Origin of the sequence: Aminobacter sp. MSH1 (assembly GCF_003071665.1) — a bacterium.
In the GTDB taxonomy this organism is placed as follows: domain Bacteria; phylum Pseudomonadota; class Alphaproteobacteria; order Rhizobiales; family Rhizobiaceae; genus Aminobacter; species Aminobacter niigataensis.
In genome coordinates, this window is sequence record NZ_CP026265.1 from 3,270,265 (window position 1) to 3,285,640 (window position 15,376).

19 protein-coding genes are annotated in these 15,376 nt (G+C 63.2%); 7 read left to right on the forward strand and 12 right to left on the reverse strand.

Annotation, left to right across the window (positions count from 1 at the left end):
- Together CO731_RS16230 and CO731_RS16235 are read left to right on the forward strand one after the other, a co-directional pair.
- Entirely contained in the window at positions 1–627 is a 627-nt protein-coding gene (locus tag CO731_RS16230) for a uracil-DNA glycosylase family protein (RefSeq protein ID WP_108607897.1), read from the forward strand.
- 99 nt (positions 628–726) lie between these two features.
- Positions 727–1,218, forward strand: coding sequence for an Lrp/AsnC family transcriptional regulator (locus CO731_RS16235; RefSeq protein ID WP_108607898.1), 492 nt, complete (start codon positions 727–729; stop codon positions 1,216–1,218).
- On the opposite strand, the gene CO731_RS16240 is transcribed toward CO731_RS16235, so the two are convergent.
- The 10 genes from CO731_RS16240 to moaA all read right to left on the reverse strand — a co-directional run bounded on the left by CO731_RS16240 (position 1,219) and on the right by moaA (position 9,176).
- Positions 1,219–1,920 carry a DNA alkylation repair protein gene (locus CO731_RS16240; protein WP_108607899.1) on the reverse strand — a complete coding sequence of 234 codons (702 nt, stop codon included), beginning with the start codon at positions 1,918–1,920 and terminating at the stop codon, positions 1,219–1,221.
- A gap of 9 nt (positions 1,921–1,929) precedes the next feature.
- Entirely contained in the window at positions 1,930–2,799 is an 870-nt protein-coding gene (locus CO731_RS16245; RefSeq protein ID WP_108607900.1) for an NAD(P)-dependent oxidoreductase, read from the reverse strand.
- A 103-nt stretch (positions 2,800–2,902) separates the two neighbouring features.
- Positions 2,903–3,733: an ABC transporter permease gene (locus CO731_RS16250; protein WP_108607901.1), complete on the reverse strand. Its 831-nt coding sequence runs from the start codon at positions 3,731–3,733 to the stop codon at positions 2,903–2,905.
- Positions 3,730–4,443 (reverse strand): ABC transporter permease, encoded by a 714-nt coding sequence (locus CO731_RS16255; protein WP_108607902.1) that lies wholly within the window; start codon positions 4,441–4,443, stop codon positions 3,730–3,732. The genes CO731_RS16250 and CO731_RS16255 overlap by 4 nt, the downstream gene beginning before the upstream one ends.
- A 127-nt stretch (positions 4,444–4,570) precedes the next feature.
- A complete protein-coding gene (locus CO731_RS16260) occupies positions 4,571–5,350 on the reverse strand; it encodes an ABC transporter substrate-binding protein (RefSeq protein WP_108607903.1) in 780 nt (259 codons plus the stop codon).
- A 161-nt stretch (positions 5,351–5,511) separates the two neighbouring features.
- Positions 5,512–6,024 carry a molybdopterin-guanine dinucleotide biosynthesis protein B gene (mobB, locus tag CO731_RS16265; RefSeq protein WP_108607904.1) on the reverse strand — a complete coding sequence of 171 codons (513 nt, stop codon included), beginning with the start codon at positions 6,022–6,024 and terminating at the stop codon, positions 5,512–5,514.
- Positions 6,024–6,641, reverse strand: coding sequence for a molybdenum cofactor guanylyltransferase MobA (mobA, locus tag CO731_RS16270; RefSeq protein ID WP_108607905.1), 618 nt, complete (start codon positions 6,639–6,641; stop codon positions 6,024–6,026). Before mobA ends, mobB begins: the two co-directional genes overlap by 1 nt.
- A 4-nt stretch (positions 6,642–6,645) precedes the next feature.
- The gene (locus CO731_RS16275) at positions 6,646–7,566 is read right to left on the reverse strand and encodes a DMT family transporter (protein ID WP_199914479.1); all 921 of its coding nucleotides are present in this window, start codon (positions 7,564–7,566) and stop codon (positions 6,646–6,648) included.
- Between the two features lie 91 nt (positions 7,567–7,657).
- A complete protein-coding gene (locus tag CO731_RS16280) occupies positions 7,658–8,128 on the reverse strand; it encodes a hypothetical protein (RefSeq protein ID WP_108607906.1) in 471 nt (156 codons plus the stop codon).
- Between the two features lie 52 nt (positions 8,129–8,180).
- Entirely contained in the window at positions 8,181–9,176 is a 996-nt protein-coding gene (gene moaA, locus CO731_RS16285) for a GTP 3',8-cyclase MoaA (protein WP_108607907.1), read from the reverse strand.
- 207 nt (positions 9,177–9,383) lie between these two features.
- Here moaA and CO731_RS16290 point away from each other — a divergent pair, with 207 nt between their 5' ends.
- The 3 genes from CO731_RS16290 (at position 9,384) to CO731_RS16300 (ending at position 11,408) form a co-directional block, all read left to right on the forward strand.
- The gene (locus CO731_RS16290) at positions 9,384–9,737 is read left to right on the forward strand and encodes a DUF971 domain-containing protein (RefSeq protein WP_108607908.1); all 354 of its coding nucleotides are present in this window, start codon (positions 9,384–9,386) and stop codon (positions 9,735–9,737) included.
- Between the two features lie 60 nt (positions 9,738–9,797).
- Entirely contained in the window at positions 9,798–10,409 is a 612-nt protein-coding gene (locus CO731_RS16295; RefSeq protein WP_108607909.1) for a pyridoxamine 5'-phosphate oxidase family protein, read from the forward strand.
- 114 nt (positions 10,410–10,523) lie between these two features.
- Positions 10,524–11,408 carry a protein-methionine-sulfoxide reductase heme-binding subunit MsrQ gene (locus CO731_RS16300; protein ID WP_108607910.1) on the forward strand — a complete coding sequence of 295 codons (885 nt, stop codon included), beginning with the start codon at positions 10,524–10,526 and terminating at the stop codon, positions 11,406–11,408.
- 5 nt (positions 11,409–11,413) lie between these two features.
- On the opposite strand, the gene CO731_RS16305 is transcribed toward CO731_RS16300, so the two are convergent.
- Positions 11,414–11,863, reverse strand: a complete 450-nt coding sequence (locus CO731_RS16305; RefSeq protein ID WP_108607911.1) for a MarR family transcriptional regulator — start codon at positions 11,861–11,863, stop codon at positions 11,414–11,416.
- A gap of 47 nt (positions 11,864–11,910) precedes the next feature.
- On the opposite strand from CO731_RS16305, the gene CO731_RS16310 reads away from it, so the two are divergent.
- Positions 11,911–12,843: an alpha/beta fold hydrolase gene (locus CO731_RS16310; RefSeq protein ID WP_108607912.1), complete on the forward strand. Its 933-nt coding sequence runs from the start codon at positions 11,911–11,913 to the stop codon at positions 12,841–12,843.
- A gap of 10 nt (positions 12,844–12,853) precedes the next feature.
- On the opposite strand, the gene CO731_RS16315 is transcribed toward CO731_RS16310, so the two are convergent.
- Positions 12,854–13,249, reverse strand: a complete 396-nt coding sequence (locus CO731_RS16315) for a rhodanese-like domain-containing protein (protein WP_108607913.1) — start codon at positions 13,247–13,249, stop codon at positions 12,854–12,856.
- A 256-nt stretch (positions 13,250–13,505) separates the two neighbouring features.
- Here CO731_RS16315 and CO731_RS16320 point away from each other — a divergent pair, with 256 nt between their 5' ends.
- Complete coding sequence (locus CO731_RS16320) at positions 13,506–15,374, forward strand: murein L,D-transpeptidase (protein WP_108607914.1); 1,869 nt, start codon at positions 13,506–13,508, stop codon at positions 15,372–15,374.
- Positions 15,375–15,376: the final 2 nt, after the last annotated feature.

The window sequence follows — 15,376 nt, forward strand, 5'->3', positions numbered from 1 at the left end:
ATGTCGCTGGAACTCGACCGTCTCGTCACCGAGATCAAGGCCTGCCGCATCTGCGTCGAGCGCCCCGTGGGCAAGCCCATGCCGCACGAGCCGAGGCCGGTGGTGATGCCGTCTTCCACGGCACGGATACTCATCGCCGGCCAGGCGCCCGGCACCAAGGTGCACCTGAGCGGCGCACCCTTCACCGACGCTTCCGGCGACAGGCTGCGGGAATGGCTGGGCGTAACATCCGAGACCTTCTACGATCCGAATGCCTTTGCCATCGTGCCGATGGGCTTTTGCTTTCCCGGCCAGGATGCCAAGGGCGGCGACCTGCCGCCGCGGCGGGAGTGTGCGCCGGCGTGGCGGACCCCGCTGATGGCGCTGATGCCGCAGGTCGACCTCGTTCTGGCTGTCGGTCAGTATGCGCAGCGATGGCACCTGGGGACCACGCGTGCCGGCACGCTGACCGAAACCGTGGCCGGTTGGCGAGGCATCTGGGAGCGTTCGTCATCGCCCCATTTGCTGCCCTTGCCGCATCCATCCTGGCGCACCTTCGCCTGGGCCAAGCGGAATCCCTGGTTCGAAATGGAATTGCTGCCTTTTCTCAAGGCAGAAATCCGAAATCGTCTTGGTCAGTCGAAATAGAAATCAATACCGAAGATGCAGGGTGCGCGGAGAATTCCTTTCTTGTATGATGGGGGAAATGACGGGATTATGGCGAACCTTTTCTAACGGAGCCCGCATATGGACCGCCTCGACAGGAAAATTCTTCGCCTCCTTCAGGAGGACGCGACACTGGCCGTCGCCGACGTCGCCAAGAAAGTCGGCCTGTCCACCACGCCGTGCTGGCGCCGCATCCAGAAGCTGGAGGAAGAGGGCGTCATCAAGCGCCGCGTGGCGCTGCTCGACCCCGAGAAGATCAATGCGCGCGTCACTGTTTTCGTGGCGATCCGGACCAATTCGCACAGCCACGAATGGCTGCGCCGCTTCTCGGAAGTGATCCAGGAATTCCCTGAAGTGATCGAGTTCTATCGCATGAGCGGCGACGTCGATTATCTTCTGCGGGTCGTCGTGCCCGACATCGCCGCCTATGACGCGTTCTACAAGAGGCTGATCGCCAAGATCGAGATCCGCGATGTGTCGTCTTCCTTCGCGATGGAGCAGATCAAGTACACGACCGAAATGCCACTCGACTACATGATGCTCGACAAGGAAAGCGGCGCGTCGGCAGCCTGATCAGCGCGCCTTCGCCTTCAATCGTTCGAGCGTCTTGGGATCGCTGAGTTCGCGTACTGCGTCCTTGCCGATCCATTGCGCGGACTTGTCGGATGACGCTGCCAGTTTTTCCGCCACTGTCAGTGCCGGGGCGTGGAGAGTGGGCGAGCGTTTGCCCACCTGCCTGAGCGCCCAATTGACCGCCTTCTTGACGAAATTCCTGCTGTCGCCGGCGTGCGCCTCGACCAGCCCGAGCCAGGCGACGAATGTGTCGTCGGGCTCTTTCTTCAGGTGCACGGCGGCCGTGGCAATGGTCGAGAAGGCCGTGCGGCGGACGAATTCGCGCTCATCGGCGCCATAGGCCGGGATGATTTCATGGGCCAGCTTGGCCTCGCAAATGAGTTGGGCGGTATGGTCGACGATTTCCCAGCTGTCGAACTCCGCCGCCATGGCGTCGATCTGGGTCCGCTTCACCTGTGAAGGCTCGTCGGTCAGGATCGCCAGCAGGCGCGCCTCGCGGATATCGGTGGCCCATAGAGCCGCCGCGCGGATATGATCGCGCTTCACCTGCCTTGCTATCGGGTTGAGCACGGCATTCGGGATGCCGAGCGCCCGGTCGGTGGCAATGCCGAAGCGCGCCATGCCGGCCCGGTTCTCCTCCGAAGCGAGCGTGCGCAGATGCGCCACGACTTCATCGGCGGTCGAGGCCGGCGACAGGGCCATCTTGCGGCACTATTTCTCGAGGCGGGCGAGCAGCGACGAGGTGTCCCAGCGCTTGCCACCCATGCCCTGCACGTCCTTGTAGAACTGGTCGACGAGGGCGGTCACCGGCAGCTTGGCGCCGTTGCGGTCGGCCTCCTCGAGGCAGATGCCGAGGTCCTTGCGCATCCAGTCGACGGCGAAGCCAAAATCGTAGTTGCCGGCATTCATGGTCTTGTGGCGGTTCTCCATCTGCCAGGAGCCGGCGGCACCCTTGGAGATGACATCGACCACCTTCTCGATGTCGAGGCCGGCCTTCTTGCCGAAATGGATGCCTTCGGCGAGACCCTGGACGAGGCCCGCGATACAGATCTGATTGATCATCTTGGTCAACTGGCCGGCTCCCGCCGTCCCCATCAGGCCGACCATGCGGGCGAAGGAATCGATGACCGGCTTGGCGCGGTCGAATGCGTCCTGTTCGCCGCCGACCATGACGGTGAGAATGCCGTTTTCGGCTCCGGCCTGGCCGCCGGATACCGGCGCGTCGAGGAAGTGGAAGCCGCCGGCCTTGGCTGCGGCATCGAGCTCGCGGGCGACTTCGGCCGAGGCCGTGGTGTTGTCGATGAACACGGCGCCCTTCTTCATCGACTGGAACGCACCCTGGGCGCCGATGGTGACCTCGCGCAGGTCGTCGTCATTGCCGACGCAGGCGAAGACGAAATCCTTGCCGATGGCTGCTTCGGCCGGCGTCGGCGCAAAAGCACCGCCATGCTGGTCAGCCCATTTCTGAGCCTTCGCCAGCGTGCGGTTGTAGACGGTGACGTCGTGCCCGCCCTTGTTCTTGAGATGGCCCGCCATGGGATAGCCCATAACTCCAAGACCAAGGAACGCGACCGATGCCATGGCTCACCCTTTCGAAGTGCAAATGTTCTGGTGCCCGTGGTCTATGCCATGGGACGAATTCGTCAAGACGATCGTGGTTGGGCCAGCAGCTTCGGCCGCCAGCTCAGCGATGCAGGTGACGGGTAATGCGCCGTTCGATCCAGTCCACCAGATGGCGCAAGGCCTCGACCAGCGACAGATAGAGCAGGGCGGCCCAGAGATAGGTCTGGAAGTCGAAGGTGCGCGAAAATGCGCGGCGGGTCTCGCCCATCAGATCGTAGACGGTGATGATGGCGACGATGGCAGAGCCCTTGATCATCAGGATGATTTCGTTCCCGTAAGGCCGCAGAGCAACAATCAGCGCCTGCGGCAGCACGATCTTATAGAGCGTCTGCAGCTTCGACAGGCCGAGGGCCGAAGCTGCCTCCCACTGGCCTTTTCCGACGCTTTCGATGGCGCCGCGCAGGATCTCGGCCTGGTAGGCTGCGGTATTGAGCGCGAAGGCGAAGACGGCGCAATACCAGGCTTCGCGGAAGAAGCTCCACAAGCCGACCGCCTCCAGCTGTGGCCGGAACGAGCCGAAGCCGTAATAGATCAGGAAGGTCTGCGCGAGCAGGGGCGTGCCGCGGAAGAAGTAGACATAGCCGTAGGAAACTGCGTTCAGCACGCGGTTCTTCGACATGCGGGCGTAGCAGATCGGCAGCGACAGGATGGCGCCCAGCACGATAGAAACCGCGACGAGCGTCAGCGTGACGCGCAGGCCGGAAAGATAGGAGGGCGCGTATTTGGCGAAGAGCTCGGGATTCCATGCGCTGAACAGATAGGTGACAAGGCCTATGCCTAGCGCGGCCCAAAGGCCGACAAAGGCCCAGCCCATGATGCGTTCGCGCGACCAGCCGCGCGGCGGCGCCGGCGGGCGTTGGACCTTGACTGCCGTCTCGCTGGAAGCGCTCATCGCTGCGCCTCCCGCTTGCCGACCCAGCGTTCGATGGCGCCGATGCCGAAGGACGAGATGATGGCGAGCGCCAGGTAGATGAGGCAGGCGACGCCGAAAAACATGAACGCGTGCTTGGTAACGCGGGCGGCGATGCTGCTCTGGCGCACGATGTCGGTCAGGCCGATGGCCGATACGAGCGCTGTGTCCTTGAGCAGGATGAGCCAGAGATTGGACAAGCCGGGCAGGGCGATACGGACGAGTTGCGGCAGGATCACCAGCCGCATGGTCTGGCGCGACGACAGGCCGACCGAATAGCCGCCCTCATATTGGCCGCGGGGAATGGCGCGAAAGGCGGAGAGGAAAACCTCGCTGGCGTAGGACGAGAAGACGACGCCGAGCGCAAGCATTCCGGCAACGAAGCTGTTGATCTCGACGACGGCCTCGGGCCGCACCAGCCGCACCACCTGCTGGATGCCGATCTGGGCGCCATAGAAGACCAGGAAAAGCGTCAGCAGTTCCGGCAGGCCGCGGAAGATCGTGGTGTAGATATTGCCGGCCAGCCTCATGGACGCTTCGCTCGATTGCTTGGCGAGCGCCACCAGGAAGCCGATCAGAAGCCCGAGCGGCAGTGTGACCAAAGCGAGCGAAACAGTGACGAGCACGCCATAGGCAAGATCGTCACCCCACCCGTCGGGTCCGAAACTCAGAAGCGCCCAGACGCTTTGCATCGGTCGGCTGTCCCCTTTGGCCTCCGGTGGCCGGAGTGCCGCCGCCTTTGATGGCGGCTTGTTGTTATGTTAGCCAAACGGCGGGAACTTGTCCCGCCGCCTGTTGAGTTTTCAAGCCATTGACGGCTCAATCGCCATAAACGTCGAACTTGAAGTACTTGTCGTTGATTTCCTTGTACTTTCCGTTGGCGCGAATGGCTGCGATCGCTGCGGTGAACTGGTCGGCCAGCGCGGTATCGCCCTTGCGGACGCCGACGCCGGCGCCATCGCCGTGAATTTCAGGCATGTTCGGGATCGTGCCGACGATCTTGCAGCAGGCGCCATCGGCCGTTTCCAGCCAGTTCCCCATGGTCACAGCGTCGTCGCTGACCGCATCGAGACGGCCATTGGCCATGTCGAGCTTGTACTCCTCGGCGGTCGGGTAGGACTTGATCTCGCTGTCGGTGAAGACCTTCTCGGCGTAGTTGTAGTGGATGGTCGAGCCCTGGACGCCGATCGTCTTGCCGGCGAGGTCTTCCTTGGTCACGCCCTTGATGTCGCTGTTCTTGGCGGCGGCGATCACGGCAGGCGTGTTGATGTACTTCTTGGAGAAATCGATCTTCTCCTTGCGCTCAGGCGTGATCGACATCTGGGCGATGATGGCGTCGAACTTGCCGGCCTGGAGGGCAGGGATCATGCCGTCCCACTCCTGGGCGACGATCTCGCACTTGGCCTTCATCTCGTCGCAGAGCGCGTTGGCGATGTCGACGTCGAAGCCGACGAGCTTACCGTCCGAGGTGAGGTTGTTGTAGGGAGGGTATGCGCCTTCGGTGGCAATCTTGATCGTCTTTTCCTGCGCCTGAGCCATGCCGATGGTCAGTGCAAGTGCAGCCGATGCTGCCAGGGCGATACGCATGGAAATACCCATAGTGTTCCTCTCTTTTTCGCTTTCGGCCGGTTCCTGTCCATTCGGCCGTTGAGCGGAAAATTTCCGCCGATGGGGCGGATACTCCCACTCTTTTCAGTTGAAAATCAATGGCAAAAAGGGTTGTTGCAGCGCCGGTTGTGAACATCTCGGATGACGCTGCGTCAGAGTTTGGTAAGGCCCGATCTTGCTTCGACGAAGTCGGCGATCGACTTGATGTCGTCGATGCCGAACACCGGCACCTGTTCGCCCTCGACCGGATGATCCGAGGCGATGGCGACGATTGCGGGGTCCTTGGCGGTCAGCGGCGAGCGGTCCTTCGCCTCCAGTCGCCGCGCCTCGATCTTGAGATGGTTTTCGCGCTTGTAGCCCTCGATCAACACCAGGTCGCAAGGCCCTAGCCTCGCCAGAACCTCGTCGAGCGTGGGCTCGTCCTCGCCGCGCAATTCGTGCATCAATGCCCAGCGTCGACCCGACACGATAGCGACTTCGGTCGCACCGGCCTCGCGATGGCGGAAACTGTCGGCGCCGGGCTTGTCGATGTCGAAATCATGGTGCGCGTGCTTGATCGTCGAAACCTTCCAGCCGCGCCCGGCCAGTTCGCTCACCAGCCGCTCGGTCAAGGTCGTCTTGCCGGAATTCTTCCAGCCGGTGATGCCGAATACGCGATGCGCCATCAGTTGGCTCCGTCCAGAATCCGTTCGGCCTCGGCGAGGTCCTCAGGCGTATTGATGTTGAAGAACGGATCGACGGTCCTTGCGCCGAACTGCTCGTTTGGAAACTCCACCACGCCCAGGCCTGCCTGTTCGATGAACGTCATCACTCTGCGGGTATCGCCACTTTCCAGAAACGCCGCAAGCGCATCGCGCAGCGACAGTGGCCACAGCGCGAAAGTCGGGTGTACACGCCCGTTCGAGGCGGCCACAGCGCCTCGGCTCCCGCAGGATGCCAATTGCTTGGCAAGATCGGCTGGAAAAAACGGCGTATCGCCGGCCACGCTGAGGACGTGGCTGCTGCCGGGCTTCTGCGCTGCCCATTCCATCCCTGCGAGAATTCCCGCCAAGGGGCCCTGATAGCCGGCGATCGTGTCGGCGATGATTTCGGCGCCGAAGCTGGTGAAGAGTGCGGGGTCGGCGTTGGTGTTGATGGCGATCGGAGCAGCCTGGGGCCGAAGACGATCGAGCACATGGCGGATCATCGGACGTCCGCCGAGCGGCAGCAGTGTCTTGTCGGTGCCGCCCATCCGGCTCGAACGGCCGCCGGCGAGGATGAGGCCTGCGATCTGCCCTGCCATGCTGTTAGATCCCGTCGGGCGCCATGGAGGCGCTGGTGCTCTCGGCGGCCGGCCGGCTGTGGCCGACGACGCGCTCGCGATAGAGCGAATAGAGGCCCGAGGCGACAATGACGGCCGCACCGGCCATCATCGCGAGATCGGGGATGTCGCCGAAGACCACGACGCTGAGCGTGATCGCCCAGATCAGCGCGGTGTAGCGGAACGGCGCGATGAAGGAGATCTCGCCTTCGCGCATGGCCATGATTACGAACTGGTAGCCGAACAGGACCAGGACTGCGGCGCCGGCGAGAAAGAGGACGAGCTCGAACGTCATCGGCACCCAGCCGCCGAAAGGCACGATCGTCAGCGCCCCGGTGATGGTGATGACAATGGTGGTGACCGTCGACACGAACAGGGAAGGGACGTGATCGGGGATCTTGCGCGTCGCCAGGTCGCGCACCGCGCAGAAGGCGACCGAAAGCAGCGCCAGCAGCGAAAAGGCGTTGAAGCCCTCAAAGCCCGGTCGCACGATGATCAGCACGCCGCCGAAGCCGGCGACGATGGCCAGCCAGCGGCGCCAGCCCACGCCTTCGCCGAGAAACAGTGCCGCCCCCATGGTGACCGCCAGCGGCAGCGCCTGGAGCACGGCCGAGATGTTGGACAGCGGCAGATGCGGCAGGGCCGCAAGGAAGCAGATGGTGCCGCCGACCTCGCCGACCAGGCGCAAGAACACCATCGGATGCCAAAACTGGCCCACCCCCTTCAAAGCGCCCTGCTGCCAGGCCAGCAGGGTGATCAGCGTCGTGGCAAACAGCCCGCGCACGAGCATGAGCTGGCCCGGATTGATCGTCTCGGCGGCGAGCTTGCTCAGCGTGTCGTTGAAGGTGAAGGCGGCCATTGCGACCACCATGAACATGGAGCCGCGGATATTCGAGGAAAGTGGCACTTGGGCTTTCCGTTGCTGCTGTTGCCTACGGCTTTAGCATTGGCGCGCAAAACAGCAATGGCAAACGCATGGACCAGCGGCCGCTACGTCATCACGGCCCGACGAGACTGTCGGCGATCGCGCGAACGAGCGGGTCGTATTTCGACTTGGCGGCGGCGGGGTACTTGAGCATGAACGCATGGATAACGCCGTCGCGGCCGAACTCCAGGCGATGGTAGAAGATATCCGTTCCGTCGTGCCCGGAGAGCGCGACCCAGTCCTTGCCGACCTTGCGGTAGGTGACCTCCATCCCTTCGGAGCTGAAATCGGCCAACTGCTCCGGCGTCTGGTCGAGGGCATTGTTGGAGCCATAGACGGCAAGGCTCGCGCCATCCGGGGCCACGAAGGTCATGCCGTCGCCGTTGGCCGGCCCCCCGGCGCGATCGGTGAAGACATCGAGCGGGAACGTCACCGACGTGCCGAAGCGGGCGTTGGTGTAGATGAAAGGCTTGGCCATTGCGGGTGGTGCGGACGAAATTGCGAGCAAGATCGCGGACAGCGCCGCTGCGAGCCGGTAAGCCATGCCACCAGTACCCCTTCGAGCTGCCTTGCCTTTGCGGTGGATGCCGCTCCGCTCAGCCGCCGGTCACGCTCATATGGCGCGAGACGGCCGGCCGGTTGGTGCGGCGATCGATGACGAAGTCGTGGCCCTTGGGCTTGCGTCCGATCGCCTCGTCGATGGCGTCCGACAAAAGCTCGTTGCCCTCGGATGCGCGCAGCGGTGCCCTGAGATCGGCGTCGTCGTTCTGGCCGAGGCACATGTAGAGAGTCCCGGTGCAGGTCAGCCTGACCCGGTTGCAGCTCTCGCAGAAATTATGCGTCATCGGCGTGATGAAGCCGAGCCGGCCGCCGGTCTCGGCGACCTGAACATAGCGCGCCGGGCCGCCGGTCTTGAACGGGATGTCGGTCAGCGTGAACTGGCGCTCGAGATTGGCCCGTAGCAGCGACAGCGGCAGGTACTGGTCGGTGCGGTCGCCATCGATCTCGCCCATCGGCATGGTCTCAATGACGGTCAGGTCCATGCCGCGGCCATTGGCCCAGCGCAGCATGTCAGGGATTTCGAGATCGTTGAAGCCCTTGAGTGCCACCGCGTTGAGCTTGATGTGCAGGCCGGCGGCCTGGGCAGCGTCGATGCCTTCCATCACCTTGGCGAGGTTGCCCCAGCGCGTGATGGCATGGAACTTGTCGGCGTCGAGCGTGTCCAGCGAAACATTGATGCGCTTGACGCCGCAATCGGCGAGTTCCCGGGCGAAGCGTGACAGTTGCGAGCCGTTGGTGGTCAGCGTCAACTCTTCGAGCGCACCGCTGTCGAGGTGACGCGACAGCTGGCGGACGAGATACATGATGTTCTTGCGCACCAGCGGTTCGCCGCCGGTCAGGCGCAGCTTCTTGACGCCCTTTTCGATGAATACGGTGCACAGCCTGTCGATCTCTTCGAGCGACAGCAAATCCTTCTTTGGCAGGAAGGCCATGTCTTCGGCCATGCAATAGGTGCAACGGAAGTCGCAGCGGTCCGTAACCGACACGCGGAGGTAGCTGATCGAGCGACCGAAAGGATCGATCATGTCCATGCGCTGCGCTTCCGTTCCCAGTTCTGTGGCGTCTTCTGTGGCGCCTGCATATTACGGCTATGTTGTACGCATGCGGCTGTCAATCAAGATGAAAGTTTCTTTCCCTGGGGTAGCGTCGCGTTCCTCGTCGAGCTTGCATGGTGTTAGTGCTTTTCCCGGCGTTCGAAGCGCAGTAGTGAAGGGCAGTTCAAATTGGCAGGATGGATCATGACGGCACCGAAAGAATTGAGGGTCTCCAAGGACCGCAAGCTGTTGACGGTGACCTTTCCGGATCATCGTCCGTCCGAACTGTCCGCCGAGTTGCTGCGGGTGCTTTCGCCATCGGCCGAGGTGCAGGGGCACTCGCCGGAGCAGCGCGTAACGGTGCCCGGCAAGAAGGATATCACCATCCTCAAGATCGAACCGGTGGGCAACTATGCGGTGCGCATCACCTTCGACGATTTCCACGACACCGGCATCTTCACCTGGAACTACCTGCACACGCTTAGCCATGAGAAGGACAAGCGCTGGCAGGAGTATCTCGACGAACTGGCCCAGAAGGGCATGAGCCGCGAGCGATAGAACCTGTCGCCGGCCGTTCACATTGGCCGGCTAAGAGGAGCGGAAACGAAAGGCAGGGCGATGTCGGTCATCTCGACGATTGAGCAACTTGAAGCGCTGTACGGGCTTCCCGGCGAAACTTCGCTGGTCAAGGAACTCGACCACATCATCCCCGAATATGCCGCTTTCATCGAGGCCTCGCCCTTTGTCTCCCTGGCGACCTGCGGACCGGAGGGGCTCGATTGCTCGCCGCGCGGCGATCTTGCCGGCTTCGTGCGCATCCACGACCCACGCACGCTGATGATGCCTGACCGGCGCGGCAACAACCGTGCGGATTCGCTGAAGAACATCATCCGCGACCCGCGCGTGGCGCTGCTGTTTCTGGTGCCGGGCTCGGGTACGACGCTGCGCGTCAACGGCCGTGCCCGCATCAGCATCGATGCCGAGCTGTGTGCGTCCTTCACCGTCGAAGGCAAGCCGGCGCGGTCGGTGACGGTGATCGACGTGGATGCCGTCTATTTCCAGTGCGCGCGTGCGATCGTCCGGTCCGATTTGTGGAACCCGGAACGGCATGTCGACGCGAAGTTGCTGCCGACGCCTGGACAGATCCTCGCCGTCACCAGCCGGGCCAGCATCGACGGCGAAACATATGATCGCGAATGGCCGGAGCGTGCGAAGACGTCGATGTGGTAGGGCCAGTCGGCTCGAGGGCGACAGCCCCGCGGCTCAACACAACGTGATCGTGCTAAGGTAACTTTTGCGGCTTTCGCGACGTATACCCGGCAAAGCTGCTGGAGCCATTTTCGCATGAAGCCTTGGACCGACCGCGCCGGAAAACTGTCGCCACTGAAGGCTGCGGCCTTCGCCGGCACGCTCGTGCCGGCGCTGCTTCTGGCCTATTACGCCGCGACAGGGTTTCCGTCGGCTGCTCCAACGGGAGGCCTGCTTGGCCCGCGACCCTTCACGGCCGCCATCCACCACACCGGCGACTGGGCGATGCGCTTCCTGCTCCTGTCGCTGGCGGTCACGCCGCTGCGGCGCATCGGCCAATGGCCGAAGCTCATCCTCATCCGCCGCATGCTCGGCATTGCGGCGCTGTGCTACGCGCTCGGCCACCTCGTTCTGTATTTCTTCGACCAGAACTGGAACGTTGCGCGCGTTGTCAGCGAAATCGCGCTGCGCATCTACCTGACGATCGGCTTTGTAGCGCTGCTTGGCCTTGTTGCACTCGGTGCGACCTCGACCGATGCTGCGATTAGCAAGCTCGGGCGCAACTGGAACCGCCTGCACAAGATCGTCTACGGCATCGGCATTCTGGCGGCGCTGCATTTCTTCATGCAGTCGAAGGCCGACGTCTACGAGCCGACCCTGATGGCCGGCTTCTTCATGCTGCTGATGGTCTACCGGCTGGCGCAGTGGCGCGGCCTCAGCCTGACATCGCCATGGGTGTTGATTGCCATTGCGATTGCGGCGGCGCTGGCGACCGTCGTCGTCGAGGCCGCATGGTATGGGCTGGCGACCGGTGTGGAGCCTCGCCGCGTGCTTGCGGCCAACCTGCAGTTTTCCTATTCGATCCGGCCGGCGTGGTGGATCCTGGCGACCGGACTCAGCGTTGCCGTGCTCGGCTATGTCAGGTCCATGGGAAAGGCCGATGCGCCGCGAGGCAGGCGGGTAGCCCGGGCCAGCGCTTGAACCCTCTAGTCCTTCAGGGCATCGGCGACACGCAGCATGTGCGCGCCGATCAGGTCGCATTGCTCGGGCGTCGAGGCGCTCATCGCCTTTTCGATCAGCGCGCCATAGGCCTTCAGCGCCCGCATCAGCAAGGCTTCGCCATCCGCAGTGAGCGTCAGCCGCATGATGCGCCTGTCCTTGGCGTCGGCCTCGCGGCTGACCAGCGAGCGCTTCTCAAGCTGCGGCAGCAGCATGGTGATGTTGGAACGGCCGACCAGCAGTTTGCGCGCGAGATCGTGCTGCGACATGCCCGGATGCCGGTAGAGGTTCATCAGCACATCCAGCTGCGCCGGCTTGAGGTCGTGGGGCTGCAAAGCGGTCGCCAGGGCGCGCTCCATCGAATGGCACGCCTTCGCCACCGCGACCCAGTTGCGGAACCGTGGGTTGTCCCACGGCAAATCTTGCTTATTGTTCATGATTGAACTATTATGTTCATGATTGAACTTATGGATGGGCGCGCACTATGGCATCAATCGGGCTGAAGGTCATCCGGCGCCTGTTTGGGGCTGCCGAGTTCGTTTCGCCGCGGCTTGCCGGCCGCGCCGCATTCGAGCTTTTCCGGCGCACGCCAGGCGAAAAGTCGCTGTCGGAGGCCGAAAAGCGGGCCATCGCCCGGGCCGCCGACTTCATGGCCGAGGCGCGCCATCACCGAATCATGACGCGGAAAGGGTGTGTCGCCATCCATGAATTCCGCCCGGCCCAGGGACGAGCACAGGCCGGAACGGTCCTGGTCATCCATGGCTGGCGTTCGCGCACCGAATACATGCGGGCGCTGATCGAAGGTTACCTCAGTGCCGGCTATCGGGTGGTCTCGCTCGACCTGCCAGGCCATGGCGGCTCGCTTGGTCGCGCGCTCGACATGGCAAAGGCGGTCGAGGCGGCCACGTTGGCCGGCCAGTGGTTCGGGTCGTTCGAGGCGATCGTCGGCCATTCCTTCGGTGGTGCTGTTGCGGTCAATGCCGCTGCGGGAACGGTCAAGGGATTTGCGCCGCTTTCAACCAACCGGCTGGTGCTCATTGCCGCGCCCGATTCGATGCCCCGGCTGTTCGAGGACTTCGGGCGCTACGTCAATCTCGGTGCCCGCACGCAGCACGCCATCGCAGGCCAGGTCGAACGCGTGACCGGAACCCCGATCCATCAGTTCGTCAGTTCGAGGCTGCTGATGCGCCTGAGCATTCCGACGCTGATCATCCATGCCCCCGACGACAGGGAGGTCTCGGCCAAGGACGCACGCGCGATGGCAGGTGCCGGACGCCATGTCAGGCTGTTCTGGGCCGAAGGCCTCGGCCATCGGCGCATCCTTTCCGACGCCCGCGTCGTGGACGAGGGCGTCGGCTTTGTCAGGAACTCGCTGGTGCTCGAAACGGTACTGGAACGCCACGAGAGCGCTGCGTAGTTGATCGCGATCAGCCCTTCTTCTCGCCCGGTTCGGTTGGCAGGCCGGCATCGCGCCAGGCGGTGAAGCCGCCGAGGATATGCCGCACTGGCTCCAGTCCCATCTCCTGCGCCGTCTTGGCCGCGAGCGCCGAACGCCAGCCGCCTGCGCAGAAGAACACGAAGCTCTTGCCGCTTGAGAAGAACGCCTTGTGGTACGGGCTCTCAGGGTCGATCCAGAATTCGAGCATGCCGCGCGGGCAGTGCTGGGCACCCGGTATCCGGCCTTCGCGCTGCACCTCGCGGGGGTCGCGAAGGTCGACGAAGACGGTGTCCGGGTCGTCGAGCAAGGTCGCCGCCTCTTCGGGCGAGACCACCTCGACCACCGCGTTGGCTTCGTCGAGCAGTTCGCGATAACCCTTCTTCACCTTGACCTCACGTCAACTTGTCTTGGAGTGCGAAGTTCTCGCATGAAGACGGGCCGCCTGTCATTGGCATCGGATTGTGCCAGCCGCCCGACTGCCTCACGATGATGTGAAACTGTTCGGCAACAGCTGCCGGGAAATTTATGAAAGCTTAACGTTATCGGTATGAATCGATGCAGGAGCGCCTTACATCCGACATGGGGTGACAAGAAATCTTCCATCGGTGCGTAGGGCGATTCCGGCAGGGGATGGGTAATTAATGACGCTTTCTTTCCTGAAAAAGCCGATCTCTCTTCCTCTTGCGGCCTTGGCAGCGACGCTCGCCATGGGTGCGCCGCAGGCCGGTGCGCAGAATTTCTTCGACATCCTGTTTGGTGGCGGCAACAACCGTAACTACAGGCAACCGCAGGGCGAGTTCCCGCCACCGCCGCGCAAGGCGCCGCCGAAACGGGCTGCGCCGGCAAAGATCAGCGCGCCATCCTATTACACCTACAAGATCGACCAGATGGTGCCCGTCGATTTCTCCAAGCTGGTGCCGACCACGCAGTCGGTGTCGCTGGAGCCCTCGCTCGCCGGCACCGCGTTTCGCGAGGCGCTTGCCGGCCTGAGTGATTTCAACCTCGTTGCCGAAAAAGAGATCGCCAAGGCGCTGCTCGACTACTATTCGGCCAATCCCGATTTCATCTGGGTCACCGGCCAGGTAGCCAACAGCCGTGCCGAAGACGCCATCCGCAGCTTGAGCGATGCGGCAGGCCACGGGCTGATGCCGGCGGATTATTCCGTCGCTGTGCCGCAAGCTGCCTTCGTAGCTGATGACACCGCCGGTCGGCTGAAGACGCTGATCCGATTCGAGATGGCGATGTCGGCGCGCGCGCTGCGCTACGTTCACGACGCGCAGGGCGGCCGCATCGACCCGAACCGCATCTCCGGCTACTACGATTTCGCGGCCAAGCCGCTCGACATGGTCGGCGTGCTGAAGAGCCTGAGCCAGTCGCAGGACGCGCGCGCCCTGCTGGAGGGCTATCACCCGAAGAACCCGGAATATCAGGCGCTACGCGTCGAACTGGAAGCACTTCGCGCGAGCGAGGAAAACGACATCGTCGTCGACGCCAAGCTGCTGCTGAAGCCGGGCGAGACGAGCCCGGAACTGCCCAAGCTGCTGCATCTGATCGCACGCGACCTCGACGACGAGATGGGCGGCGAGTATGGCGAGACGCTGGCAAGGCTGGGCACGAGCGAGATCTATGTGCCTGAACTGGTGCCGGTGATCGAAGCCGTGCAGAAGCGGGCAGGGCTGAAACCCGATGGCGTGGTCGGCCCACGCACGGTGGCGACGCTTGCCGGCACGTCCAAGGCGGACAGGCTGGACAAGGTGCTGGTGGCGCTCGAGCAGTTGCGCTGGCTGCCTTCCGACCTCGGCAGCCCACGCGTCTTCATCAACCAGCCAGCCTATACCGCCAGCTACATCGACGGCGGCGTCGAAAAGCTCAAGATGAAGACGGTGATCGGCAAGACCACCAACCAGACCAGCTTCTTCCAGGATGAGATCGAACAGGTCGACTACAATCCCTATTGGGGTGTGCCGCAGTCGATCATCGTCAACGAGATGCTGCCGCGCCTGCGCAACGATCCGAGCTATCTCGACCGTGCCGGCTACGAGGTCACCGATTCGCGCGGCAAGCGCATTCCATCGTCGGCGATCGACTGGGGTCAGTATGGCGCCAAGGTGCCGTTCAGCGTGCGCCAGGCGCCGAGCGAGGCGAATGCGCTTGGCGAACTCAAGATCCTGTTCCCCAACAAGCATGCGATCTACATGCACGACACACCGCAGAAGGCGCTGTTCGACCGTGACAGCCGCGCCTTCAGCCACGGCTGCATCCGGCTTTCGGATCCGCGCGGCATGGCGGCGGCAGTGCTCGGCACCGACGTCGATCATATCGCGGCCAAGCTGAAGCAGGGCCATTCCTTCGAGAAGGTGACGCGCAAGATCCCGGTCTATGTCGCCTATTTCACGGCCTGGCCGGACCTCGACGGCAAGGTCGAATATTTCGGCGACGTCTACGACCGCGATGCCAAGCTCAAGGACGCGATGAGCCGGACCGAAGCGGCACGAGCGCCGAGCATCTGATT